Raw genomic sequence first — 24,058 nt, forward strand, 5'->3', positions numbered from 1 at the left:
CGGCGTCCGTATTCCCTCCGCGGCTGTCACCTCTTAGGTCATCGCGTTCTCTCCACGAGCGTTACGCCCAATCCGCGTGGCCCGAGTCACACCCCGTAAGCGTTCAAAAGCGGTCAGATGTGAGCAGAGGGGATCGTTTGCGGCTCTGACCGGACCGCTTCGGCGTGTCTGGTGTGTCTGCCGTCTCTTCGCGCCGTGGGACTCCGCGGGATCGCGATGGATCCCGCGGAGTCCCACGGGGGACGGTTCACCGGCCGGACGGTGCCACAGGAGGGGGGTGGCACGTCCGGCCGCGCCGTCCGCGGAACGCGATCAGTGCTCGCGCGGGGCGGGCACCACACGTTCCACCTCGGGGTGGACCGTGAGCAGTTGGCGCATGGCCGCCTCGGCCGCCGCGCCGTCGCCGGCGGCGAGGGCATCGACGATCCGGCCGTGCTGCGCCAGCGACGCCTCGTTCGGCCGGTCGCAGCCCGTGACCGGGCCGCCCGACACCTGAAGCGCGGCGGACACGATTCCGGAGAGGTGCTCCAGCATCCGGTTGCCCGCGACCTGGATGAGCAGCGAGTGGAACTCGGAGTCGGCGCGGGAGAAGGTGAGCGCGTCACCCTGACTCATGGCGTGGCCCATGATCTCGACCATGTCGGCCAGACGCTGCTGGACGTCCTCGCGCCCGTGCCCGGCGGCGAGGCGCGCGGCGAGCGGTTCGATCGTCCAGCGCAGCTCGCTCAGCTCACGGCGCTGGTTGTCGCGCTGGGGCCCGAAGGCCCGCCACTCGATGATGTCCGGATCGAGGAGGTTCCAGTCGCTGACGGGACGCACGCGCGTGCCGACGTTCGGACGGGCGCTGACCAGGCCCTTGGCCTCCAGGACGCGGAGCGACTCGCGGACGACGGTGCGGGAGACCTCGAAGCGCTGGCCGATCTCCTCGGGCACCAGCGGACGGTCGGCGCCCAGATCGCCGGAAACGATCATCTGACCCAGCTGCTGGACGAGTTGGCCGTGCAGGCCGCGTCCGCGGCTGCCCGCGGCACGTCGGCCCACGCGGCCCAGCTCGGGGTCCGCGCCGTCCCAGGCAGGGACTCCGACGCGGTCGACGGCGGGCGCCTCCGCGTAGGGGTAGCGGTCGAGTTCGCCCGGGTTCGCGAGGCCGGAGTCGGCGGAGCGGGCGGCGGTCATCATGGTGTGCGCAAGGGTACTCACGCATCCTTTGTCGGCGCCGCTTCCAACTCCCTTGAGGTCTTTGGTGAAAAGCACACGAAAGGGTGATCGCTCACCCCGTCGCAATTGACGCCTTATCGGAAAGAAATGGGCGTTCTCCGGGGAGTTGCGCACACGGCCGGATCGGGCGGCTGCGGACCGTAGTCACCGGACCCTGCTTCGCAGGGTCATGAGCAGGTACGCGCAGAACAGCGCGGTCAGCGACAACGTCAGCGCGCCACCCACGGGTTGGGCGATCACCCTGAGCGCGCTCTCCAGATAGCGCTCTCCCCCGAAGGGCCACCGCAGCAGGACCGTCTCGCGCAGCCGCACGGGAAGCCCGGCCGCGGTCCGCACAGACGACCCTTCCAGGACCTTGTGTACGAGGGGCACGACGAGGAGGGGCACGGCGACCACCGCGGCGAGCCCGGCCGTGGTGGATCGGAAGAGGCCCGCGGCCAGCACACCGGCCCAGGCGCACCCGACCACGAGCCCGATCCAACTCGCACCGAGCGAAAGCCAGTCGGCGGGAACCTGCGCGAGTTCCCGTCCGTAGACGAGATAGAGCACCTCGGCGTCGCAGCCCACGGTGAGGAGGGCCAGCACCAGCGCGGTTGCCGAGGCGACGAGGAGTTTGGCGGCCAGCAGCCCCAGTCGGCGGGGGACGGTGCCGCGGTCCGCCGCCAGGGCGGGATGGCGGAACTCGTCGCCGAAGGCGAGCGCACCGAGCAGTCCGGCACCGAGCGCCGCGGGGGGCAGCGGCAGCTCCCGTGGCCACGCGACGAGCAGGCGCGGCTGCGGAGTGTGACCGATACGGGCCAGCAGTACGGCGGTGAGCGCGGACACGACGAGTACGACGGCCCCGGTGAGGAACCCTGTGCCGATGCCGGCGGCACGGCGGATTTCGTAGCGCAGCGGGCGGAGGGGGCTGGGCGCGGGGCGGACGGAGATGGGAGGTGGGAGAGCGGAGAGCGCGTGGAGCGGGCGTCCTTCGGGGCAGCCAGGACCCTGCGCGGTGGAAGGTCTGCTGAGTGTCTTTGCGGGGATGCCCGGTGTCGGCTGGGAGCCCGTGGTCGGCGTGGTCACGGTGGTCGGGTCGTCGCCCGTAGGGGCGTGGGCGCCTGCGCGCGACTCGCTTCCGGGCAGTGATTGATCGCCGACGGGCTGAGGTTCGTCGCTCGGGCCCCTGGGTTCCCCGACGGAGGGCGCCGGTCCCCCGGACCTCGCGTCGCCCTTCGGCTCCGACGCGTCGACGGGGATCCCCGCCGCGTCGGCCGGTTGTCGCGCGTCCGTCTCGGGCCGCTCCTCGGTGCGGTGCGGTTCATGGTCGGTGTGCGGCTCCCCAGCAGGGGGCGCTCCCGCCCCCGGCCCCATGTCCCCGATCTCGTCGGCAAGTTGATGCACGACGATGCCGTGCCGGAACGCGGTCTCGCCCACGTGGGCGCAGGTACTGCCGTACACGGAAAGGCGGTTGCCGCCCTCTCGTACGACCTCGACGGAGCGCTGTGCGGTGCGGGCCTCCTTGGCGAGGAGGGCCGCGAGGCGGGCGGCGTGCGGGCTGCGGACGGCCACGCGGGGGCGCAGGCGGGTGCGCGAGAACTCCGCGGCTTCCTGGTCGGCGACGAGCCTGCCCGATTCCAGTGTGACGACGCGGTCGGCGGTGCGCGCGGCCTCCTTGGGGTCGGCCGTGGTGAACAGGACCGTGCCGCCCTGGGCGGCGTGGGCGCGCAGCATCCCGTACAGCCAGCGGCTCTCCCGCACCGAGAGCCCGTCGGCGGGGTCGTCGAGGACGAGAGTGTGCGGGTCGGCCAGCAGGGCGCAGGCCAGGCCGAGGCGGCGGTCCATGCCCCGGGAGAGGGTGCCGAGGCGTTCGTCGCGCAGGCTCACGAGTCCGACCGCTTCGAGGACTTCGTCGGCGCGCCGGACCGGGACACCCGCGGCGGCGCACAGCATGCGCAGGTGGCCGCGGACACTGCGGGCCGGGTGGCCCGGCACGTCGCCGAGCAACACACCGACCTCGCGCGAGGGGTGGGCGATGCGGTGCAGGGGGCGGCCTCTGAAGTAGGTGAGACCACGGCCCCGTTGGAGTTCGAGCATGAGTCTGAGCGCCGTCGTCTTGCCCGCGCCCGGCGCTCCGAGCAGTGCGGTGACCCGGCCCGCGTGGGCCTCGAAGGAGACGTCGTCGACGGCGGGCGGAAGCTCTTTGCGGGGGTTGCTGGTCAGTCCGAAGGCGTGGATCACGCGCAGCAAGATAGCGTGCTATGTCCGGTTTTTCGGGCATCGCAAGGCTCGCTCCGCACAGGGCGACCGGCCCTGTCGGACCCGTGATCGCCGCTCGTTCCGGAGTCGGGATCCGTGTCCCGGCCCGGGCTGCCCGCCCGTCCGTACCCGGCGTCACACCTCGGGACGCAGCATCGGGGGGTTGAGCAGGGTGGCGCCGCCCGCGCGGAAGAGCTGGGCCGGGCGGCCGCCCTGGCGCGTCGTCGTGCCCCCGGTCGGGACCAGGAAGCCGGGCGTGCCCGTCACCTTGCGGTGGAAGTTGCGCGGGTCGAGCGCCACGCCCCAGACCGCCTCGTAGACGCGGCGCAGCTCGCCGACGGTGAATTCGGGCGGGCAGAAGGCCGTGGCCAGCGACGAGTACTCGATCTTGGAGCGGGCACGCTCGACTCCGTCCGCCAGGATCTGGGCGTGGTCGAAGGCGAGCGGCGCCACCGGCTCGCCGTCACGGCCGTAACCGCCCCGCTGCAGCAGTTCCTCGACCGGCGCCCAGCGCGCGTTGCTGGCGTCGCCGCCCGCCCGGGGCGCGGGCAGGTCGGGGGCGAGGGCGAGGTGGGCGACGCTGACCACGCGCATCCGCGGGTCCCGCTTGGGGTCGCCGTACGTGGCGAGCTGCTCCAGGTGCGCGCCGTTGCCCTGGGCGGGGACGGACGGGTCGTGGACGCGCAGCCCGGTCTCCTCGGCCAGCTCGCGCGCCGCTGCCTGCGCCAGATCCTCGTCGGCCCGTACGAAGCCGCCGGGCAGGGCCCAGCGTCCCTGGAACGGCGGTTCGCCCCTGCGTACCGCGAGCGCGCACAGGGAGTGGCGCCGTACGGTCAGCACGACCAGGTCCACGGTGACGGCGAAAGGCGGAAAGGCTGACGGGTCGTAGGGCATGCGGCGATCATAGTCGTCTGCCTGACGATAAACACTCCCTTCGTCGGCTGCGTCGGCGGTTGATCCACTTCGGTCCGGTAGGGGCCTCACCGTCTGTTCCCGGTCGCCTTACGGTGGCGCGTCGTGCCAGGTCACACTCCCAGTTGGAGTCCGTCGGCCGCTTCCTCGACCATGGCGAGGCCGAGCCGGCTGACGCGCACGGAGAAGGGGGCGCCCGCGACCCGCAGTCCCGCGAAGCCGATCTCGCCCAGGGGCGCGCTGCGCACGGGACGCAGGGTGACCGTGCCCGCCGGGGCGTCGGGGCGGATGCCCGCGAGCGTGGTCAGCATCAGGACTCCGGCGGCCGCCGCGGTGGCCGCGGGACGGCAGGCCGCCGGGTGCGGGAGGGGAGCGCTCCCGTCCGCGCGCCGCTCCCCCGCGTACATCTCGGGCAGCCGGTGACCGAATGCCTCGGCTGCCGCCAGCGCTCCCTTCAGCAGGGAGCTCGCCTCCTTCTCGTATCCGGCGGCGGCAAGGCCCGCGACCGCGAGTGCCGTCTCGTGGACCCGGACGGCGCCGGCGCGGTGGCCGAACGGGTTGTATCCCGGCTCCTTCGCGCCCAGGCCGCGCAAGCCCCAGCCGGAGTCCATGGCCGGGCCGCCGAGGAGCCGGGCGAGGTGTTCGGTCTGCACCTTGTCGAGCAGGCCGGGCGCCTGCTCGCCCCCGCCCAGCAGGCCGGTGTCGAGGAGGTGGACGGCGGCGGCGCCGAGGTGCGGAACGGGCCTGCCGTCCGGGGCGCGGGCCAGGGCCGGGCGGCCGCCGCCCAGGTCGTCGACCCAGAACTCCTCCCGGAACGCTGTCCGCAGCGCCTGCGCCCACTGCCGCAGCCCGGCTCCGCCCGCCCTGCCGCAGGCGTCGAGGAGATCGGCACCGAGGAGGGCGGCGCGGTGGGCGTGGGCCTGGATCTCGCAGCGGACGGGGCCGCCGGGGTGCGGGTCGCGGAGGTACGTGCCGTCGCCCACGGTGGTCCGCAGCCAGGTCAGGCAGCGCTCGGCGGCCGGCAGCAGTACCTCCGTCTCGTGTTCGGGGAGTCCCCAGCGGCGGGCCTCCGCGAGGAGTGCGGGGAAGAGCAGCGTGGCCTCCGTGCCCGTGCACTGTGGCGGCAGGTGCGGGCCGGCGTCCCGTCTCGGTCCGGGGATCAGGCCGGACTGCGGTCCCGGGCCGGGGAGTTGGCTGCGGGCGAGGGTGCGCAGGGTGCCTGCGGCCAGGCCGGTGCCGAGGGCCAGCGTCATCCGGGCCGCGGCCAGCGCGTCGGCGGGGGCGAGGCCACAGCGCCAGGGTGCCCCGGCCGCGAGATGGACGTCGGCGGGGTTGGCGGGGTCGCGCAGCAGGAGGGCTTGGAGGTCTTCGACGCTGGTCCGCACAAGAGCGGGGACCCTGGGGTCGTCGCCGGCCGCACGTGCGGGGGCGAGGGGGCTGGTCGCCGCGCGGCCCACGGCACGGAGGGGGCCCGCGCCGTCCGCTCGCACCCGCAGTTCCAGGCTCGTGCTGCCGCCCGGGGGCAGGACGAACTCCCATCGGAGCAGTCCGGCCGAGGCCAGCGCGTCAGCGGGCGGCGGTTCAGCCGTGACCGACGCGTTCCCGGTGGCGCAGGACCAGCGCAGGCCGGAGTCGTGGACGCTGGCGGTCAGTTCGGGTCCCGCGTTGCCGGACGCGATCGCCCCGAGGTCGGCCAGGTCCGTGCCGAGGGCCACTTCGACCGGCAGGCGCAGCGGACGGAGGGCGGCACTGTGCAGCGTGATCCGTTCCGTGCCGTCCGCGTAGCGGTTCCGTTCGACGACCAGGTCCGGGTCCGGGCCCGCCTGCGGAGAGGCGCGGAGCGTCCCCACGAAGCGGGCGCGGTCGGACGCGGCCATCCGGGCCTGGACCGCGAGCGGTTCCCGTCCCGCCACACGGACCTGGCATCGGGAGAGCAGGCGCCGACCCGCGCGGTAGAACCCCTCCAGCCCGCGGCCCGTCATCTGCCCCTGTTCCGTGGAGATCGCGAGGCCCGGCAGAGCGACGCAGATCATGGCGGAGTGAACCGGCGGCAGATCGGCGAACCGGCGAGGCGGCGGGAGCGGAGCGCCGCGGGGAGGGGCGGGAGATGGCCGTGGCGCCTGCCCGGCGGGCGGCAACGGGGAGCCGTTCCGCCCCGCCGACCGGGGCACGCCGCGGGCTGATGTGAGGGGCGGCGCGGGCCCACCCACGGCGGGGCGGTCGGCGGCGGAGGGCGGAGTCGGCTGATGCATGGGAGGGCTTCCTCTGCGCTCTGTGCGCCTCGGGCGGGTGGGGCGCCGGTGGTGGAGGGCTCCGTCGGGGCAGGGGCGGTGTGGCGTCACGGCCCGTCCAGGCGTTCCGCCACTCAGGTGAACGGCGCGGGCCTCCTCCGGGTCACGCCTGCGGCCGGATGACCCGGCCAGGGGTGCGTCGCGGCCCTCAGGGCGCCGTCGACGACGGCTTTTCCCACACGCCCGTTCGTCGTGGCAACGGTCACGGGTCTGCCGGATCCGGTCGCCGCCGCTCCGGTGATCGCTCACTCCTCCCCCTCGGCGCCGTGGGGGCCGGGCTGAACGCCTTCCTGGTCGGGACCGCGTCGGCGCGCGGCTCCCTTCCCGGACGTGGGCGGCCGCGTGGCGCTCGCCCGCGCGCTGCCGGGGCGCGTACCGCCAGCCGCCCCACCGCCAGCAGGCCTCCTGCCCGCCGACGTACGGCGGTGGGGAGCGCGCCCGCTCGGTTCGCAGGCGTCCGCCCGGGCGGGACGAGGTGCGCCGTCGGCCGCACCGGCGGAACGCAGGCGGCGTCGGCGGCGAGAGGGCACTGCCTCAGGGGCGGGCTCGGCTGCCTCCCGCGCCGTCGGCCTCTCGGCGTCCGCCCGGGCGGCCGGCGCCGCGGCTCCCGTACGCGCGCGCCCCTCGCGTTCTGTGCGCAGGCAGCGGCGGATCGACTCCGGGTCGAGTCCCTCGTTGCAGGCCTGGTGCAGGAGACGGGCGAAGAGGTAGTCGGGGTCCGCGCCCAGGGCCATGGCGAGAGCCTCGCGGGCCTCCAGTTCGTCACCCGTGGACCAGGCGACCCATCCGGCGAGGGTGAGGAGCGCCGCGGCGTGCTCGCCGTACGGACCGACGCAGCGGCGGGCCAGGGCCCGCCAGAGACGCAGAGCAGGACCGGCCTCGTCGCCCTCCATCCACTCGGCCGCGCGGTCGCGGGTCGTGCGGTCCTGCAGGCCGAGGATGAGCGTCGCGGCTTCGTCATGGGAGACCAGTCCGTCGTCGCGCAGATCCGCCATGAGCGTGCCGGACACGCGTGGGGCCTCGGCCAGGCGGCCCATGATCCGCTCGGCCAGTAGCAGCGTCTCCTCGGCCACCTCCGCGCGACCCGTGTCGTCAAGGATCCTGGGGATCAGGGCCATGCTGGCGGTGTCCAGGGCGACCTCCTGCTCGAGGGCCGCGGCGTTCTCCCAGGGCAGCAGCCTGGCCCGCAGCTCACGCAGCGTGCCGCGCACCTGGATCCCCGCGTAGGTGGCAGCGGCGGCCAGCACTGAGGTACCGGGCAGGCCCATCGGGGTTCCGTCGGCCGGGCAGCACGCCTCGCTCTCACAGCAGTAGGACCAGTAGCGGCCGTCCGAGATGCACAGAGCCTCGACCACCGGCACGTCCAGGGCGCCACACTCCACGCGCAGCTTCTGGGCCAGCGGACTCAGCCGTTCCTTCACCTGCCGGCCCGACTCGCCCTTCCCCGGTTCCTGGCAGAGGAAGGCGACGATCTGCTCGGGCTTGGCCCCTCGGCGCTCGCTGCCCGTCACCAGGCCGTGGGCCAGTTGCCGGGCTGCGGACGGCCAGTCGTCGGCGCTGCCGGGAATGCCGAGCCGGGCGCGGCCGCCGAACCGGCCGCGTCCGTCCCTGTCGTGCAGGGCGACCAGGACGATGCTGTCCTCGGGGCGGTATCCGAGCAGATAGGGCAGGGCGTCGGCCAGTTCGGCCGGAGTGCGCAGGGTGATCTGCTGCTCGCCGCCGTGCCTGTCGTACGCGGTGCAGGCGACGTCCTGTGCGCGCCGGTCGCGGCTGTCCCGCCCGGCGTTCACCTCGCGTCCGGTGATGTCGCCGTTTTCGGGGGATCCCGTCGTTTCGCTGTGGTTCGTCATGCGGAGACGATCTCGCGGATTGCGAAGTTCCGCTTTGGGCTGTGGATAAGTCCGATCAGGGACACGTCACCCAACAGGTTCGCCCCGCATAGTCTGGACCGCAGGCGACGCCGACGGGGCCGAAGATGAGGCCGAAGATGAGGCCGAAGCAGCAACGGCCGATGCCGCAGTTGTCAGTGCCGTCCTGTTGTATGGAACGCATGGAGCACACGAGCAACGCGGAACTCCGGTCGGCCGCCGACGCGGTTCTCGCCCGCCTCGTCGGGGATGCCTCGGGCGCGGCCCGGCTGCGCGAGGACCAGTGGCGGGCGATCGAGGCGCTGGTGGCCGAGCGGCGCCGGGCCCTGGTCGTCCAGCGCACGGGCTGGGGGAAGTCCGCGGTGTACTTCGTGGCGACCTCGCTGCTGCGGGCGCAGGGCAGCGGCCCCACCGTGATCGTCTCCCCACTGCTCGCGCTCATGCGCAACCAGGTCGAGGCGGCGGCCCGGGCCGGTATCCACGCCCGGACCATCAACTCCTCCAACACCGAGGCGTGGCAGGCCGTCCAGAACGAGATCGCCGCAGGGGAGGTCGATGTCCTGCTGGTGAGCCCGGAACGGCTCAACAACCCGGACTTCCGCGACCAGGTGCTGCCCAAGCTCGCGGCCGCCACCGGCCTCCTGGTGGTGGACGAGGCCCACTGCATCTCCGACTGGGGCCACGACTTCCGCCCGGACTACCGGCGGCTGCGCACCATGCTCGGCGATCTCCCGCCCGGTGTGCCCGTGCTGGCGACCACCGCCACCGCCAACGCGCGCGTGACCGCCGACGTGGCAGAGCAGCTCGGCACGGGAGGCACCTCGGACGCCCTGGTGCTGCGTGGCCCGCTGGACCGGGAGAGCCTGAGTCTGAGCGTGCTGCGGCTGCCGGACGCCGCGCACCGGATGGCCTGGCTCGCCGACCACCTCGACGAACTGCCGGGCTCGGGGATCATCTACACGCTCACCGTGGCCGCCGCCGAGGAGGTCACGGCGTTCCTGCGGCAGCGCGGACACACGGTCGCCTCGTACACGGGCCGGACGGAGAACGCCGACCGGCAGCAGGCCGAGGAGGACCTGCTCGCCAACAAGGTGAAGGCGCTGATCGCCACCTCCGCGCTCGGCATGGGCTTCGACAAGCCCGACCTGGGCTTCGTGGTGCACCTCGGCTCGCCGTCCTCCCCGATCGCCTACTACCAGCAGGTCGGCCGCGCGGGACGCGGTGTGAAACACGCCGAGGTGCTGCTCCTGCCGGGGAAGGAGGACGAGGCGATCTGGGAGTACTTCGCATCGCTGGCCTTCCCGTCGGAAGACCTGGTGCGCCGCACCCTCGACATCCTCGCGCGCGCGGAGAAACCCCTGTCGCTGCCCGCCCTGGAGCCCTTGGTGGAGCTGCGCCGCTCCCGTCTGGAGACCATGCTCAAGGTTCTCGACGTGGACGGGGCGGTCAAACGGGTCAAGGGCGGCTGGATCGCGACCGGGCAGCCGTGGACGTACGACACGGAGCGGTACGACTGGGTGGCGCGGCAGCGCAAGGCCGAACAGCAGGCGATGCGCGAGTACGCGGCGACACCGGGTTGCCGCATGGAGTTCCTGCAGCGCCAGCTGGACGACGAGGGCGCGAGGCCCTGCGGTCGCTGCGACAACTGCGCGGGCGCCCGCTTCACCGCCGACGCCTCCGAGGACGCCCTCGCCGCCGCGCGCGTGGACCTGGGCCGGGCGGGCGTCGAGGTGGAGCCCCGCCGGATGTGGCCGACCGGGCTTCCGGCGATCGGCGTGGACCTCAAGGGGCGTATCGCGGCCGACGAACAGGCCGCGCCTGGACGGGCGTTGGGGCGTCTGTCGGACATCGGATGGGGCAACCGGCTGCGGCCGATGCTCGCGCCCCAGGCTCCGGACGGACCCGTGCCGGACGATGTGGCGAAGGCCGTGGTGGGCGTGCTCGCCGACTGGGCCAAGGGGCCCGGTGGCTGGGCCTCCGGAGCCGCGGACGCCCCGCCGCGTCCGGTGGGCGTGGTCACCGTCGCCTCGCGCACCCGGCCCCGGCTGATCCACTCGCTGGGAGCCCACATCGCCGAGATCGGCCGGCTGCCGCTGCTGGGCTCCGTCGAGTACACGGGAGAGGCGTCCCCGGCCTCCCGGAGCAACAGCGCCCAGCGTCTGAAGGCACTCGACGGGGCGCTGACCGTGCCGCCCGCCCTCGCCTCCGCACTTGCCGAGGCCCGGGGCCCGGTCCTCCTCGTGGACGACTACACCGAGACCGGCTGGACCCTCGCGGTCGCGGCCCGCATGCTCCGGCGCGCCGGAGCACAGGGTGTGTTGCCCCTGGTACTGGCCGTACAAGGCTGACAGGCGGCCCCCGTGTGGACAGCCAACCGCAGAGCCGGCCATGCACACCTCTGGACGCCGCGCACCTGCGTGACGTACGAACGTGTCGGGCTCGAACGCCCCATGGGCCGCCCGGCGACGCACCGGGTGGGGATATAAGCCGCGCATCATCCGATTACGGTCGGCTGCCCCAATTGCTCGTTGCCGCAATCAAGTTCGACAGGAAGAATTGAAGTCCGCTCCCGCACGGCTCGTCCGCCGACCCGGTAGGGCTTCGCTGCGGTGCGCGCTCCCCCGAATCCGACCCCGCCCGCTGTGTGGGCGCGTAGCCGAAGGGAGGACCGTGACCTTCGGATTCGCTCCGTCCTCGGCGGCATCGTTGTCGACGTCCGCCGCTTCCGCCAACCGCGTGCTCGAACCCGCGGAGTGGGCCGCCGCCGGGATCCCGCTGCTGCGCAACCCCCGGGAGGTCGTCAGCGGACTGCACGCCCGGCACCATCCCCAGCCGGCGACCGCGGTCGTGGCCGTGCTCGATCAGGACGAGCGGCTGCGGGCGAGCGCCTCGTTCACCCGCCGCCCGGCACAGGCCGACGGCTGGATGTTCCGCAACGTGCTGCTGGCCCAGCTGCGCCGCGTCATCCCGCACGACCTGCGGCGCCGCACGCCGGTGCGCACCGCCGTACTGCTCTACTGCCGTGAGGGCGACGCGCGTTGGACGGAGGAGGACGGTGCGTGGATGTGGGGCCTGCGGGACGCCTGCACGCTGCACGGCCTGCGCTGCGGGGCGTACATCACGCTGACGCGTGACGGATGGCAGGTCCTCGGCGAAGGTCGTGGCGGACGCCGCCCGAACGCGGACTCGCCCCCGGAACCGTTCGCCACGTCCGAGGCGCCTCCCCCGCTGCCCCGCACCGGCGGTGCGGCATCGGACGTCCTGCGCCGCGCGGCGGCCCGCTGAGCGGACCCGAAGGAACCCCCGGCACATCCCCGTGTCGTGCGGCATACGACCAGTTCCGTACAACGGACGGGTCCACCCCGACGGCAAGCGGCCCCTCGCCCCGCACAGGTACCGGCACCCCGTCCGGCGACTGTCGCGCAGGGCCAGCCCGGACGGCTCGCAGCGCAAGCCGGCCGTTAGAGCCGCAGCCTGTACGGCACTCCCCGACACGTGGCTCCAGAGCACACTCACGGACCACGCCAAGGCCTGCGCACGGCGGCCGCCTTGGCCCTCGGCGCACGTCGAAGCCCCCACGGTGCAGACGCCACCACCGCGGGCGCCTGCGTCAACCCCCCGGCGTCCCTCCGGGCGCCACGGCGTCGGCTCAGACGCCCGCGCCCAGCACCGAGTTGATCTGCTGCGGATCGCCGCAGACGATCAGCAGGGCACCGGCCCGGGAGTGGGCCAGGGTCAGGGCACTGGCCGCCGCGGCCTCCGAACCGCCGTTGACGGCGACCACGACGACGGGCCGCGAGGCGGCGCGGTCGGCGACGGCGGCGTCCGCGTAGAAGACGTCGTCTCCGGCGTCGTGCTGCGCCCAGTAGGAGGCCTCGCCGAAGGACAGCTCGTGAGCGGCCCACGGGTGCGGCTCGCCGGTGGTGATCACCAGCACGTCGCCGGGGGCGCGGCCCGAGTCCAGGAGCAGATCCACGGCTTCCTCGGCGGCGTCGAGCGCGCCTTGGGCCGAGGCCGGGATCAGCTGGATCTGCGGAGCGGCCGAAGCGGCGGCGGCAGGGGCAGCCGGGCTGGACGGTCCGGGCTTGGCTGCGGCCACGTCACGCGGCGTGCGTTGCACCGGCGGCGCGGGCCGGAGAGGGCCGGGACGACCGGGACGCGACGGAGCCGCGGGGCGGGGGCCGGGTACGGGACGGGGGGTCGGCGCGGTACGGCCGCTGGCCGGGGTGGCGCGGGGACCCTGGGCACTCTCGTGAATCTGAGGCTCCTCGGGAATGAGAGGCATGAGTTGATGTTTATCAAACGTTGGTACGGCTCGCGTCGGCGGGTGGCACATGCGTGCACGCGGAACCGTCAGAAATCGAAGCCGAGCTGACCCTCGATTTCTGGAACGCTTCCTTCCGCCCAGCTGCGGACCTTCTTGAGGTGCCGCCACTGGGGCAGCGCATCAAGATACGCCCACGACAACCGGTGGTACGGAGTGGGGCCCCGGACCTCCAGTGCGGCCTTGTGCACGGGCGACGGATACCCGGCGTTGTCCGCAAAACCGAAGTCTGCATGGTCGATACCCAGTTCGGCCATCATTTTGTCGCGCTGAACCTTGGCGATCACCGACGCCGCCGCGACCGCCACGCACGACTGGTCGCCCTTGATCACCGTACGGACCTTCCAGGGCGCCCCGAGGTAGTTGTGCTTGCCGTCCAGGATCACCGCGTCGGGACGCACCGGCAGGGTCTCCAGGGCGCGCACCGCCGCGAGGCGCAGCGCGGCCGTCATCCCCAGGTCGTCGATCTCCTCGGGGGAGGCGTGCCCCAGGGCGTACGACGTCACCCACTTCCGCAGTTCCTCGGCGAGCTCGGTGCGGCGCCTGACGGTGAGCAGCTTGGAGTCGGTGAGGCCTTCGGGGGGTCGGCGCAGTCCGGTGATCGCCGCGCAGACGGTGACGGGGCCGGCCCACGCGCCGCGCCCCACCTCGTCGACACCCGCGATGATCTTCGCTCCGGTCGTGGCGCGGAGGGAGCGCTCGACGGTGTGAGTAGGTGGTTCGTACGGCATGGCGCCCTTAGATTACGCCGCCCGCAACCGACCGCGACACCCTGGTTTCCCCGAGCAACGTCAGCACCTCTGCGGACCCGGCTCAGGCACGGCTCGGCCGCAGCAGCGGAAGCATGAGCTGGTCGATCATCTCCCTGAGATCCTCGTCGCTCCATTCACTCCCGCACATCTTCGAGCGGTACATCATCATCGCCGGGATGGCGTCGACGACGTATCCGTTGTCCGCGTCCGACCTGACCTCTCCACGCCTTATTCCACGGGTGATGACCTCCCGAAGCAGCTTGACGGTAGGCTCCACCACCCCTTCGAAGATCACACCATGGAAGCGTTCCGCCTGGGTCGGGTCGCATTCGTGAATCACTGCACGGAGCGCGAATCCGGGTCGGGAGTACATCGCGTCGCGCGCCTGTCGGCACAGTGCGAGCAGATCCTCGCGCACGCTGCCCAGGTCGGGCGCCTCCTCGAAGCGCGGCAGTCCGGCCTGCAGCGCGTCCGCGACGAGGTCCTCCTTGGACGGCCAGCGCCGATAGACAGCGGCCTTGCCGGTCTGGGCGCCGGCGGCAACGCCCTCCATCGTGAGGCCGTTCCAGCCGACCGTACCCAACTGCTCCAACGCGGCATCCAGGATCGCGCGTTCGAGCACGGCGCCGCGCCGGCGGGGGGAGGCCGTCTGAGCGGAGGCGGCCGTCCAGCGCGAGGTAACCATCAGTGACTCCAGCAAGCAGGGGAAGCGGGGATTCCGGGGATGGGCTCTTGTCACACGGCAGCAAAGGGGGAGACGCCACACTGCGACGTTTTAAGTGAACGCTTGCGTTCACTACCGGGGACTCACTACCGTGAACGCGACAGTGAACGCGAGCGTTCACTAACGCACTTGTGGGGGACCCATGGTGACAACCTCTCAGTTGATCAAGGACCAAAAGCCAGGTGCGGCACGCCGGGAGGGGCATCCCGGCATAGCGCTCACCGTCATCGCAGCCTGCCAACTCATGGTGGTACTCGACGCGACGATTGTGAACATCGCTCTCCCGCACATTCAAGAAGCCCTCAAGTTCAGCACCACCGACCTCACGTGGGTCGTCAGCTCCTACACACTCACCTTCGGCGGTCTGCTGCTTCTGGGCGGCCGAGCCGGTGACATCCTCGGCCGCCGCCGGGTCTTCATGACCGGCATCCTGCTGTTCACCCTCGCCTCGCTGCTCGGCGGTTTCGCCCAGGAGCCCTGGCAGTTGCTGGCCGCACGCGTCCTGCAGGGCATGGGTGGTGCGATCGCGTCGCCCACCTCGCTGGCCCTCATCACCACCACGTTCCCGGAAGGCCCGGAACGCAACCGGGCCTTCGGGGTCTTCGCCGCGGTCTCCGCGGGCGGTGGAGCCATCGGACTGCTCGCGGGCGGCATGCTCACAGAGTGGCTCGACTGGCGCTGGGTGCTCTTCGTCAACGTGCCGATCGGTGTGCTGATCGCTGTGCTCACCCCGCTGTACATCAGCGAGTCCGAGCGGCACACCGGCCGCTTCGACATTCTGGGCGCGGTCACCTCGACGGCGGGCATGGCGTCCCTCGTCTACGGCTTCATCCGGGCGGCGGACGAGGGCTGGCGGGACAGCCTCACCATCGGCTCCTTCGGCGCCGCGGTGGTCCTGCTGCTGGCCTTCGGGCTCATCGAGTCCCGGGCCAAGGAACCCATCACCCCCCTGCGGATGTTCGCCGACCGCAACCGCTCGGGCACATACGTGATCATGCTCAGCCTGGCCGCGGCGATGTTCGGCATGTTCTTCTACATCGTGCTCTTCGTGCAGAACGTGCTGGGGTACAGCCCGATCGAGGCGGGGCTCGCCTTCCTGCCGGTGACGGTCGTGATCGCGCTCGGCGCGGGGCTGTCGCAGCGGTTCCTGCCGGTGCTGGGGCCCAAGCCGTTCATGCTCGTGGGCTCGACACTCGTGGTGATCGGGCTGGCCTGGCAGACCCTGATCAGCTCCGACAGCTCGTACGCCGGCGGAGTTCTCGGCCCGATGCTGCTCTTCGGCCTCGGGATGGGCCTGAACTTCGTCACGCTGACGCTCACGGCGGTCTCCGGCGTCGCCCAGCACGAGGCCGGGGCGGCGTCCGGGCTGCTCAACACCACGCAGCAGGTCGGCGGGGCGCTCGGCCTGTCCATCCTGACGACGGTGTTCGGCACGGCCAGCAGGGACGAGGCGGAGAACCAACTGCCGAAGTTCATGGCCGAGGGCTCGGCGGAACAGAAGGCGGAGTTCGCCAGGACGCACGAGCTGCCCGCCCCCTGGGGGCACGAGGTGCTCGCCCAGGGCATCTCGACGGCCTTCATCCCGGCTGCCGCGATGGCCGTCCTCGCCCTGGCCACCGCCTGGCTGGTGATCCGGGTCCGCAAGAGCGACCTGGAGGCGCTCGCCGGCTCGGCCGGACCGGGAATCGGCTGACGGGAGCTCATCGCGGGCGGGCCTCGGCGGCTCGTCGACAGGCGCGACGGGGGCCTGTCGGCGGCTGCCGGGGCGGCCCGCCACCGGCCGCGGGTGGCCGGATCGCCTCAGAGGGACGAACGGCGAGGACGGCGGTCCGGCCATCCGCACCCGCTCCGTGCGGCACGCCCCCGTGACCCACAGGGCGAGCAGAACGACAAGCAAGACCTCCATGATCCCCCCCGTGGCGCTGTCGTACGTACCACCGTGTGGCCTCATGGCTCACACAGCGGATGCCACGACAACGTGCGCCCGGTCACGGAGAGTTCCCGAGATGCACAGAGAGTTCTGACGGCTGTCGCGACGAGTTCAGACCCTTATGCCGGCGTCGGCACCCAGTCCGGCAGCGCTTCCGTCCGCTCCACCCACTCGGCGGGCGGCGTCCCCGCCTTCCCGGAGGCGATCACGCCGCCCACGATGGCGCAGGTCGTGTCCACGTCCCCGCCGACCTGCGCGGTCGTCCAGAACGCCTGCTCGTAGTCACCGAGAGCCCGCGCGGCCGACCAGAGCGCGAAGGGCACGGTGTCGTGGGCCGTCGTACGCCGCCCGCAGCCCAGCACGGCCGCGACGGTCGCCGCGTCGGCGAAGTCGAGCATGTCCCGCGCCCGCCGCAGCCCCGCGCCGACCGCGCTCTTCCCCGGCACCAGCGCGATGACCCCGTCCAGCAGCGCCTCGGCGCCGGGCGGCCCGCCCGGAGCGGCGGCGAACGCGGCGGCCGCGGCGACGGCCATGGCACCGACCACGGCCTCGCGGTGCTGATGAGTGGGGTACGCCGAGATCTCCGCCTGGTGGGTCGCCTGCTCCGGGTCGTCCGCGTACCAGGCGCCCAGGGGCGCGATGCGCATCGCGGCGCCGTTGCCCCAGGAGCCCTGGCCGTTGAAAAGCGCTGCGGCGAGTTCCCGCCAGTCGCCGCCCTCCCGGACCAGCCGCAGCAGACGGTTGACAGCGGGGCCGTAGCCCCGGTCGAAGTCGTGGTGCTCGGCGAAGGACCGCGCCAGCGCGTCCTGGTCGATGCGGTGGTGGGCGGCCAGCACGGCGACGACGGAGCAGGCCATCTCCGTGTCGTCGGTCCACTGCCAGGGTCCGGGCGGCAGCTCGCGGTGCTTCAGCAGCGGGTAGTTCACCGGGACGAAGAACTGCGAGCCCAGCGCGTCCCCGACCGACAGTCCGCGCAGGCTGGCCAGGGCGCGGCCCAGGCGCCCGTCGGGAGAGGAGTCAGCGGTCATCGCCCTGCCACTCTATCCGGTGATCCCATAGGGTTCCGGATCTCGCCACCGATCGAAGGGCCGGTCAAGCGTGTACTTGCCGTCGTCCCCAAGAACGAGCATCCGCATCTCGCCGTTCCCAGGGTTGGAGAGCGACTCGAATTCCGCCACCGTCCAGTGGAACCAGCGCATGCAAAACAGCCGCATGGCCAGACCATGGGTCACGATCAGAACGTTCGGCGGGTGGTCGGGGGCCTCGAAGCTGCGGAACAGGCTCTCCAGGAAGCCGCCGACCCGGTCGTAGACGTCGGCTCCGGACTCGCCCTGCGCGAAGCGGTAGAAGAAGTGGCCGTACGCGTCCCGGTAGGCCTTCTGCAGGCGCACGTCGTCCCGGTCCTGCCAGTTGCCCCAGTCCTGCTCGCGCAGCCGCGGCTCCTCGCGCACCCGTATGAGCTCGGGGTCGAGGTGGAACGCGCGCAGCGTCTCGTGCGTACGGCGGTACGGGGAGACGTACACGCTGACGCGCTCGCGACCGAACAGCTCGCGCAGCTGCTTGCCCGTCGCCTCGGCCTGACGCCAGCCGCGCTCGGTCAGGGCCAGGGCGTGGTCGGGCTCACGCTCGTACACGGAGTCATCAACATTGCCCGTTGACTCGCCGTGCCGGACAAGGACGATGCGCCGTGGTCGTGCCATGCCGAAACCCTAGATCGTAGGGCGGCTGATCGAGCACTGGTACGGGCTCCCTACGGCGCAGGTCACACACTTCCTGCACCACTGGCCACACAAGGCCGACGTTCAACGTGTCCAGAGGTCACACCGTCCAGGCCGGTTCCAGGTCCACGATGTCGCCCGTGAGGGCGGCGATGTCGGCCTCGGTCTGGGCCCGCAGGGCGAGCCGCTCCACACGCTCGGTGCGGTACTTGCCGTGCTCGGCGGCCGAGCGCCACATCGACAGGACCAGGTACTCGTTCCCGGGGGCCTCGCCGAACAGTCCACGGATCATGCCCGGCGAGCCGGCCATCGCCGGGTTCCAGACCTTCTCCTGCATCAGCACGAAGTGCTCGGCCCGCTCCTCGTGGACACGGCAGAGCGCCACCCTCAGCAGATCGGCGTCCGTGAACCGCGGTTCGAAGCCGGTCTTCACATCGAAGCGGTAGTCGAAGAGCCTGACCTGGGCGTCCTTGAACGTGCCCGACTGGGCCGACGCGAGCCGGTCGTGGGAGCGCGCCATGAAGGAGTCGTAGAAGGCCCGGCTCTCCCAGAAGGCGAAGATGTGCGCCACGTCCGGGCGACCCCGGCTCCAGCCACCACCCTGCCCGCGAAAACCCGGCTCCCCCAGAAGCCCCGCCCACTTTCGCTGCCCCCGCTCGAAACCGCGGCGGTCCACCACGGTGCAACGAATCCACTTGACCAGCACCGCGCCATGGTAAGGCCAGGGAGCGTGGCGCCGGTCACCCTCGGCTGGACAACTCCCCCGCACACGTGCACGCGCGCGTGGCAGGATGGACAACCAGCCATGACGGCCCCGAAGTTGGGGTGACCGGCAGGACGGGTACGGGGAAGGGGAATCTGGTGAACGGCCTCCACAAGGGGATTCGCAAGGTCGAGGTCGCAGTGCGGTGGGACCCGAGTCCGGCGGGGCAGCCGCCCACCGATCTCGACCTCATCGCCGCCACCTACCTGGCGAGCGATCCGTACGGTGATCCGGCCTATGTGGTGCACTTCGACAGCCGCTCCCCCGACGGCACGATCACACTCAACCGGGACAGTAAGGACGGCAAGGGCTTCGGCTATGACGAGATCATGACGCTCGAACTCGACAGGCTCGACGGCCGCTACGCGCGCGTGGTGATCGGCGTCGCCATCCAGCAGCAGCAGCCCGCGCTGCGTACCTTCGTCAGCGTGGCCAATCCCGGCCTGCGTATCCGCGAGGGGTACACCGTCCTGGCCGAGGACCACTTCGGCGGAGTCCTCGGGGCCACGGCGGCGACGGTCGCCGAGTTCGTCCGGGACGGCTCCGGCCCGTGGGAGTTCAACTCCGGCGTCCACGGCTTCGAGGGCGACCCCGCGACCTTCACGAGGACCATGGGCGCGGCACGCCATTGAGCCGGTGACCTCGTTCTCGGACGGGTGGGACACCGCGGCTCGGCTGGTCGACGGCCGCTGGGTCGAGCGCCGTCCCCGCCGCGGGGAGGTGACCAGGCAACTCCGCACGGAGACCCGCCTGATGCCCTGGCTCGCCCCGCAGCTGCCGCTGGCCGTGCCGGTACCCGACGTCGTGGCGGACGATCCGCTGGTCGTCCGGCAATGCCCTGGTTCCCGGCGAGCCGCTGGAGAAGCCGGACGCCGCTCAGGGACGGGCACTTGGGGTGTTCCTGCGCGCCCTGCACGCGGCCGACACCGACGAGGCGGTGCGTCACGGAGTGCCGTCCGCGCGGGAAGTGCGCCAGGAACGCGCGGCCACGGTGGAGGAGTTCCGGTCCCGGGTGCTGCCCCTGCTGCCGACGGACCGGCACGGCCCCGCCTCCGCGCTGCTGGAGGCCGTAGGCGCGCTGCCCACCCAGAGCCTCGTTCACGGCGACCTCGGGCCGGAGCACGTCCTGGCCGGGGACGGCACCCTCAGCGGAGTCATCGACTTCGGCGACGCGCACATCGGCGACCCCGCCGTCGACCTGGCCTGGGCGCTGAACGGCACCCCGCCGGCCTTCGCCGGCGCCCTTGCCGCCGCGTACCCGGCGACACCGGCGCTGCTCGAACGCTCCCGGCTCTGGTATCGCCTGGGTCCCTGGTACGAGGTCACGCACGGGTTGGACCTCCATGACCAGGGCACCGTCCGCTCCGGGTTGGACGCGGTGCTGGACCGGCTACCACCGAGAGACCGGCTACCACCGGCTTGAATCGGCTTCCACCGGCTTGAGACCGGCTTCCACCGGTTGAGGAGGCTGCCCCGGCCACGCCGTACGACGGGAGGGGCACCAACCCATGGCTGGTGCCCCTCCGTCACGAGCTCAGGCGCTCAGTCTCAACTGCAACCGCTGGTCGAACCGCAGCCCTCGCAGATGTAGCACGAGCCGGCGCGCTGCATCTTCGTACCGCAGGAGAAGCACAGCGGGGCGTCGGCCTGGATGCCCAGCTGCATCTCCACCAGCTCGGCGCTGGTGTGGGCCTGCTGCGGGGCGGGCTTGGCCGCCTCGGACTCGGTCTTCGGCGTGGAGACCGCCTTCAGCTCCTGGGCGCGCGGCGCCGACTGGGCCAGGCCCTCGACGTCGACCTCGTCCTCGGACGGCTCGTACGAACCGGTCTCCAGGTGACGCTGACGTTCCTCGGCGGAGTGGATGCCGAGCGCGGAACGCGTCTCGAAGGGCAGGAAGTCCAGCGCCAGGCGGCGGAAGATGTAGTCGACGATCGACTGCGCCATCCGCACGTCCGGGTCGTCCGTCATGCCGGCCGGCTCGAAGCGCATGTTCGTGAACTTCGAGACGTACGTCTCCAGCGGCACGCCGTACTGCAGGCCGACCGAGACCGCGATGGAGAAGGCGTCCATCATGCCCGCGAGGGTCGACCCCTGCTTGGACATCTTCAGGAAGACCTCGCCCAGACCGTCGTCCGGGTAGGAGTTGGCGGTCATGTAGCCCTCGGCGCCGCCGACCGTGAAGGACGTCGTGATGCCGGGACGGCCCTTGGGGAGGCGCTTGCGGACAGGGCGGTACTCGACGACCTTCTCGACCTTGGGCTCGACGGCGGCGGGCTCCTCGGCCTTCTTCTCCTCCTTCTTCTTGGCGGAGAGCGGCTGGCCGACCTTGCAGTTGTCGCGGTAGATGGCGAGCGCCTTGACACCCATCTTCCAGGCCTCGAAGTAGATCTCCTCGACCTCCTCGACGGTCGCCGTCTCCGGCATGTTGACCGTCTTGGAGATGGCGCCGGAGATCCACGGCTGGATCGCGGCCATCATGCGGACGTGGCCCATCGGGGAGATGGCCCGCTCGCCCATGGCGCAGTCGAACACCTCATAGTGCTCGGGCTTGAGACTCGGGGCGTCGATCACGTTGCCGTGCTCGGCGATGTGGGCGACGATCGCCTCGACCTGCTCCTCCTGGTAGCCCAGGCGGCGCAGGGCCTGCGGGACGGTGCCGTTGACGATCTGCATCGAGCCGCCGCCGACCAGCTTCTTGAACTTGACCAGCGCCAGGTCCGGCTCGACACCGGTGGTGTCGCAGCCCATGGCGAGACCGATGGTGCCGGTCGGGGCGAGCACGGACGCCTGGGAGTTACGGAAACCGTTCTTCTCACCGAGACGCAGCACGTCCTGCCACGCCTCGGTGGCGGCGGCCCACACCGGGGTGTCCAGGTCGTCCATGCGGACGGCCGTGCCGTTGGCGTCGGCGTGCTGCTTCATGACGCGCTTGTGGGCGTCGGCGTTGCGGGCGTAACCGTCGTACGGGCCGACGACCGCGGCGAGTTCGGCGGAGCGGCGGTAGGCCGTACCCGTCATCAGGGAGGTGATGGCGCCGGCCAGGGAGCGGCCGCCGTCGGAGTCGTAGGCGTGGCCGGTGGCCATCAGCAGGGCGCCGAGGTTGGCGTAGCCGATGCCGAGCTGGCGGAACGCGCGCGTGTTCTCGCCGATCTTCTGGGTCGGGAAGTCCGCGAAGCAGATCGAGATGTCCATCGCGGTGATGACCAGCTCGACGACCTTCTGGAAGCGCTCGGTCTCGAAGGACTGGTTGCCCTTGCCGTCGTCCTTCAGGAACTTCATCAGGTTCAGCGAGGCCAGGTTGCAGGACGTGTTGTCCAGGTGCATGTACTCGCTGCACGGGTTCGACGCGGTGATCCGGCCGGACTCGGGGCAGGTGTGCCAGTTGTTGATGGTGTCGTCGTACTGGATTCCGGGGTCGGCGCAGGCCCAGGCGGCCTCGGCGATCTTGCGGAAGAGCTGCTTGGCGTCGACCTCCTCGATGACCTCACCGGTCATCCGGGCACGCAGGCCGAACTTGCCGCCCTCCTCGACCGCCTTCATGAACTCGTCGTTCACACGGACCGAGTTGTTGGCGTTCTGGTACTGGACGGACGTGATGTCGTCGCCGCCCAGGTCCATGTCGAAGCCGGCGTCGCGCAGGACGCGGATCTTCTCCTCTTCCTTGACCTTGGTCTCGATGAAGTCCTCGATGTCCGGGTGGTCCACGTCGAGGACGACCATCTTGGCGGCACGCCGCGTGGCGCCACCGGACTTGATCGTTCCGGCGGAGGCGTCGGCGCCACGCATGAAGGAGACCGGGCCGGAGGCGTTGCCTCCGGAGGACAGCAGCTCCTTGGAGGAGCGGATGCGGGAGAGGTTCAGGCCGGCACCGGAGCCGCCCTTGAAGATCATGCCCTCTTCCTTGTACCAGTCGAGGATCGACTCCATGGAGTCGTCGACGGACAGGATGAAGCAGGCGGAGACTTGCTGGGGCTGGGCCGTGCCGACGTTGAACCACACGGGGCTGTTGAAGCTGAAGATCTGGTGCAGGAGGGCGTACGCCAGCTCGTGCTCGAAGATCTCGGCGTCGGCGGGCGAGGCGAAGTACTTGTGGTCCTCACCGGCCTTCCGGTACGTCTTCACGATGCGGTCGATCAGCTGCTTGAGGCTGGTCTCGCGCTGCGGGGTGCCGACGGCACCGCGGAAGTACTTGCTGGTGACGATGTTGACCGCGTTCAACGACCAGAAGTCGGGGAACTCGACGCCGCGCTGCTCGAAGTTGACCGAGCCGTCGCGCCAGTTGGTCATGACGACGTCACGGCGCTCCCAGGCCACCTCGTCATAGGGGTGGACGCCAGGGGTGGTGTGGATGCGCTCGATGCGCAGCCCCTTGCCCGCCTTGGTGCTCTTGGCGCGGGAACTCCGTGCCGGACCGCTCGCCGTCTCTGTCATGCCGCCTCCCTGTACGGGCGAAAACGCCCTGAAGTGCCCCGTTGTTCCCGTGGCACGGTGTTCTGTCTGGTGTCGCGGGCACCCACTCGCATCGCCCGCGACAGGTCTTCCTCGTCGCCGCCGACCGGCCGGGCCCGGGCTCTGCCGTCCGGGTCCGGCCCGCCTGTCAGTCGGCGGCGCCTGCGGGCTCGGGGACCTGAGCAGTCCCTCCGGACCCGCGGTCGTCTTCCTGGCTCCCCGCACCCGTGTCCTCGCGGTCGCCTTCGTCCGCGTCGGTGCGTCCCGTCTGTTCCCTCAGCTCCGCGATGGCGGCCTCGAAGTCCTCGAGCGAGTCGAACGCCCGGTAGACGGAGGCGAATCGCAGATAGGCGACGAGGTCGAGCTCCTGCAACGGGCCGAGTATGGCCAGCCCCACGTCGTGGGTGGTCAGCTCGGCGCTTCCGGTGGCACGCACCGCCTCCTCGACCCGCTGGCCGAGCTGGGCGAGCGCGTCCTCCGTGACGGGCCGTCCCTGGCATGCCTTGCGCACACCATTGATGATCTTCGTACGGCTGAAAGGCTCGGTGACTCCGGACCGCTTGACCACCATGAGCGAGCACGTCTCCACGGTCGTGAAACGACGGGAGCAGTCAGGACACTGGCGGCGCCTGCGGATCGACGTGCCGTCGTCGGTCGTACGACTGTCGACGACACGGCTGTCGGGGTGCCTGCAGAAGGGGCAGTGCATGAACTCCCAACCCTCCTCACAGCAGACTCAATAGCCTCGCTGGACCTCTTGGGCCCCACGAAGCAGCCCCAAGCATAGGCGATCGCCGGGGGCGCGAAGACCCGGGGGACCACAACTTCTGGGCTGCTCCTGCAATCCAACCACTAGATGTGGGGATTGGCT

At 71.6% G+C, this 24,058-nt stretch carries 18 protein-coding genes and 1 pseudogene; 6 read left to right on the forward strand and 13 right to left on the reverse strand.

All coding sequences use genetic code 11. From position 1 onward, the window contains the following. Positions 1-312 precede the first annotated feature (312 nt). The 5 genes from ACYVMZ_RS27410 to ACYVMZ_RS27430 all read right to left on the reverse strand — a co-directional run bounded on the left by ACYVMZ_RS27410 (position 313) and on the right by ACYVMZ_RS27430 (position 8,509). The gene (locus tag ACYVMZ_RS27410) at positions 313-1,200 is read right to left on the reverse strand and encodes a FadR/GntR family transcriptional regulator (protein WP_461084187.1); all 888 of its coding nucleotides are present in this window, start codon (positions 1,198-1,200) and stop codon (positions 313-315) included. A 162-nt stretch (positions 1,201-1,362) separates the two neighbouring features. Then, positions 1,363-3,438 carry an ABC transporter ATP-binding protein gene (locus tag ACYVMZ_RS27415; protein WP_461084189.1) on the reverse strand — a complete coding sequence of 692 codons (2,076 nt, stop codon included), beginning with the start codon at positions 3,436-3,438 and terminating at the stop codon, positions 1,363-1,365. A gap of 153 nt (positions 3,439-3,591) precedes the next feature. After that, positions 3,592-4,350 carry an NUDIX hydrolase gene (locus tag ACYVMZ_RS27420; RefSeq protein ID WP_461084191.1) on the reverse strand — a complete coding sequence of 253 codons (759 nt, stop codon included), beginning with the start codon at positions 4,348-4,350 and terminating at the stop codon, positions 3,592-3,594. Positions 4,351-4,481: 131 nt separating this feature from the next. Then, complete coding sequence (locus tag ACYVMZ_RS27425) at positions 4,482-6,401, reverse strand: glycogen debranching N-terminal domain-containing protein (RefSeq protein WP_461084193.1); 1,920 nt, start codon at positions 6,399-6,401, stop codon at positions 4,482-4,484. A 503-nt stretch (positions 6,402-6,904) separates the two neighbouring features. Then, positions 6,905-8,509, reverse strand: a complete 1,605-nt coding sequence (locus tag ACYVMZ_RS27430) for a DUF4192 domain-containing protein (RefSeq protein WP_461084195.1) — start codon at positions 8,507-8,509, stop codon at positions 6,905-6,907. Between the two features lie 200 nt (positions 8,510-8,709). Here ACYVMZ_RS27430 and ACYVMZ_RS27435 point away from each other — a divergent pair, with 200 nt between their 5' ends. Continuing rightward, positions 8,710-10,875 carry a RecQ family ATP-dependent DNA helicase gene (locus ACYVMZ_RS27435; protein WP_461084197.1) on the forward strand — a complete coding sequence of 722 codons (2,166 nt, stop codon included), beginning with the start codon at positions 8,710-8,712 and terminating at the stop codon, positions 10,873-10,875. Between the two features lie 322 nt (positions 10,876-11,197). Next, entirely contained in the window at positions 11,198-11,812 is a 615-nt protein-coding gene (locus ACYVMZ_RS27440; RefSeq protein ID WP_461084199.1) for a hypothetical protein, read from the forward strand. Positions 11,813-12,176: 364 nt separating this feature from the next. On the opposite strand, the gene ACYVMZ_RS27445 is transcribed toward ACYVMZ_RS27440, so the two are convergent. From ACYVMZ_RS27445 to ACYVMZ_RS27455, 3 genes are all read right to left on the reverse strand, one after another. Next, on the reverse strand, positions 12,177-12,812 hold the full coding sequence (locus ACYVMZ_RS27445; RefSeq protein WP_461084201.1) for a hypothetical protein: 636 nt from the start codon (positions 12,810-12,812) through the stop codon (positions 12,177-12,179). Positions 12,813-12,880: 68 nt separating this feature from the next. Next, on the reverse strand, positions 12,881-13,582 hold the full coding sequence (locus tag ACYVMZ_RS27450; RefSeq protein WP_461084203.1) for a ribonuclease HII: 702 nt from the start codon (positions 13,580-13,582) through the stop codon (positions 12,881-12,883). 82 nt (positions 13,583-13,664) lie between these two features. Then, entirely contained in the window at positions 13,665-14,288 is a 624-nt protein-coding gene (locus ACYVMZ_RS27455) for a TetR/AcrR family transcriptional regulator (RefSeq protein ID WP_461084307.1), read from the reverse strand. A gap of 184 nt (positions 14,289-14,472) precedes the next feature. Between ACYVMZ_RS27455 and ACYVMZ_RS27460 the strand changes: the two genes are divergently transcribed. Further along, positions 14,473-16,020, forward strand: a complete 1,548-nt coding sequence (locus ACYVMZ_RS27460; RefSeq protein WP_461084309.1) for an MFS transporter — start codon at positions 14,473-14,475, stop codon at positions 16,018-16,020. A gap of 356 nt (positions 16,021-16,376) precedes the next feature. Here the strand turns inward: ACYVMZ_RS27460 and ACYVMZ_RS27465 are convergent, their stop codons facing one another. The 3 genes from ACYVMZ_RS27465 to ACYVMZ_RS27475 form a co-directional block, all read right to left on the reverse strand. Further along, the gene (locus ACYVMZ_RS27465) at positions 16,377-17,285 is read right to left on the reverse strand and encodes an ADP-ribosylglycohydrolase family protein (RefSeq protein WP_461084204.1); all 909 of its coding nucleotides are present in this window, start codon (positions 17,283-17,285) and stop codon (positions 16,377-16,379) included. Between the two features lie 12 nt (positions 17,286-17,297). Next, positions 17,298-17,957 (reverse strand): histidine phosphatase family protein, encoded by a 660-nt coding sequence (locus ACYVMZ_RS27470; protein WP_461084206.1) that lies wholly within the window; start codon positions 17,955-17,957, stop codon positions 17,298-17,300. Between the two features lie 118 nt (positions 17,958-18,075). Beyond that, positions 18,076-18,681, reverse strand: a complete 606-nt coding sequence (locus tag ACYVMZ_RS27475) for a YdbC family protein (RefSeq protein WP_461084208.1) — start codon at positions 18,679-18,681, stop codon at positions 18,076-18,078. A 155-nt stretch (positions 18,682-18,836) separates the two neighbouring features. On the opposite strand from ACYVMZ_RS27475, the gene ACYVMZ_RS27480 reads away from it, so the two are divergent. The 3 genes and pseudogenes from ACYVMZ_RS27480 (at position 18,837) to ACYVMZ_RS27490 (ending at position 20,161) form a co-directional block, all read left to right on the forward strand. After that, on the forward strand, positions 18,837-19,370 hold the full coding sequence (locus ACYVMZ_RS27480) for a TerD family protein (protein WP_461084210.1): 534 nt from the start codon (positions 18,837-18,839) through the stop codon (positions 19,368-19,370). A gap of 4 nt (positions 19,371-19,374) precedes the next feature. Further along, positions 19,375-19,488, forward strand: a pseudogene (locus ACYVMZ_RS27485) (phosphotransferase); the annotation flags it as partial. A gap of 145 nt (positions 19,489-19,633) precedes the next feature. Continuing rightward, a complete protein-coding gene (locus ACYVMZ_RS27490) occupies positions 19,634-20,161 on the forward strand; it encodes a phosphotransferase (RefSeq protein ID WP_461084212.1) in 528 nt (175 codons plus the stop codon). Positions 20,162-20,286: 125 nt separating this feature from the next. Here the strand turns inward: ACYVMZ_RS27490 and ACYVMZ_RS27495 are convergent, their stop codons facing one another. Both ACYVMZ_RS27495 and nrdR read right to left on the reverse strand, forming a co-directional pair. Then, complete coding sequence (locus tag ACYVMZ_RS27495; RefSeq protein WP_461084214.1) at positions 20,287-23,169, reverse strand: vitamin B12-dependent ribonucleotide reductase; 2,883 nt, start codon at positions 23,167-23,169, stop codon at positions 20,287-20,289. A 166-nt stretch (positions 23,170-23,335) separates the two neighbouring features. Continuing rightward, positions 23,336-23,896, reverse strand: coding sequence for a transcriptional regulator NrdR (gene nrdR, locus ACYVMZ_RS27500; protein ID WP_461084216.1), 561 nt, complete (start codon positions 23,894-23,896; stop codon positions 23,336-23,338). Between the last annotated feature and the right edge of the window lie 162 nt (positions 23,897-24,058).

Source organism: Streptomyces deserti, from assembly GCF_054782695.1.

Excerpts from the sequence above, each read along its gene's own strand:
- ACYVMZ_RS27450 (WP_461084203.1), bottom strand. The coding sequence starts at position 13,582 with ATGCCGTACGAACCACCTACTCACACCGTCGAGCGCTCCCTCCGCGCC.
- ACYVMZ_RS27435 (WP_461084197.1), top strand. The coding sequence starts at position 8,710 with ATGGAGCACACGAGCAACGCGGAACTCCGGTCGGCCGCCGACGCGGTT.
- ACYVMZ_RS27430 (WP_461084195.1), bottom strand. The coding sequence starts at position 8,509 with ATGACGAACCACAGCGAAACGACGGGATCCCCCGAAAACGGCGACATC.
- ACYVMZ_RS27445 (WP_461084201.1), bottom strand. The coding sequence starts at position 12,812 with ATGCCTCTCATTCCCGAGGAGCCTCAGATTCACGAGAGTGCCCAGGGT.
- ACYVMZ_RS27425 (WP_461084193.1), bottom strand. The coding sequence starts at position 6,401 with ATGATCTGCGTCGCTCTGCCGGGCCTCGCGATCTCCACGGAACAGGGG.
- ACYVMZ_RS27465 (WP_461084204.1), bottom strand. The coding sequence starts at position 17,285 with ATGACCGCTGACTCCTCTCCCGACGGGCGCCTGGGCCGCGCCCTGGCC.
- nrdR (WP_461084216.1), bottom strand. The coding sequence starts at position 23,896 with ATGCACTGCCCCTTCTGCAGGCACCCCGACAGCCGTGTCGTCGACAGT.
- ACYVMZ_RS27455 (WP_461084307.1), bottom strand. The coding sequence starts at position 14,288 with ATGGTTACCTCGCGCTGGACGGCCGCCTCCGCTCAGACGGCCTCCCCC.
- ACYVMZ_RS27420 (WP_461084191.1), bottom strand. The coding sequence starts at position 4,350 with ATGCCCTACGACCCGTCAGCCTTTCCGCCTTTCGCCGTCACCGTGGAC.
- ACYVMZ_RS27470 (WP_461084206.1), bottom strand. The coding sequence starts at position 17,957 with ATGGCACGACCACGGCGCATCGTCCTTGTCCGGCACGGCGAGTCAACG.
- ACYVMZ_RS27495 (WP_461084214.1), bottom strand. The coding sequence starts at position 23,169 with ATGACAGAGACGGCGAGCGGTCCGGCACGGAGTTCCCGCGCCAAGAGC.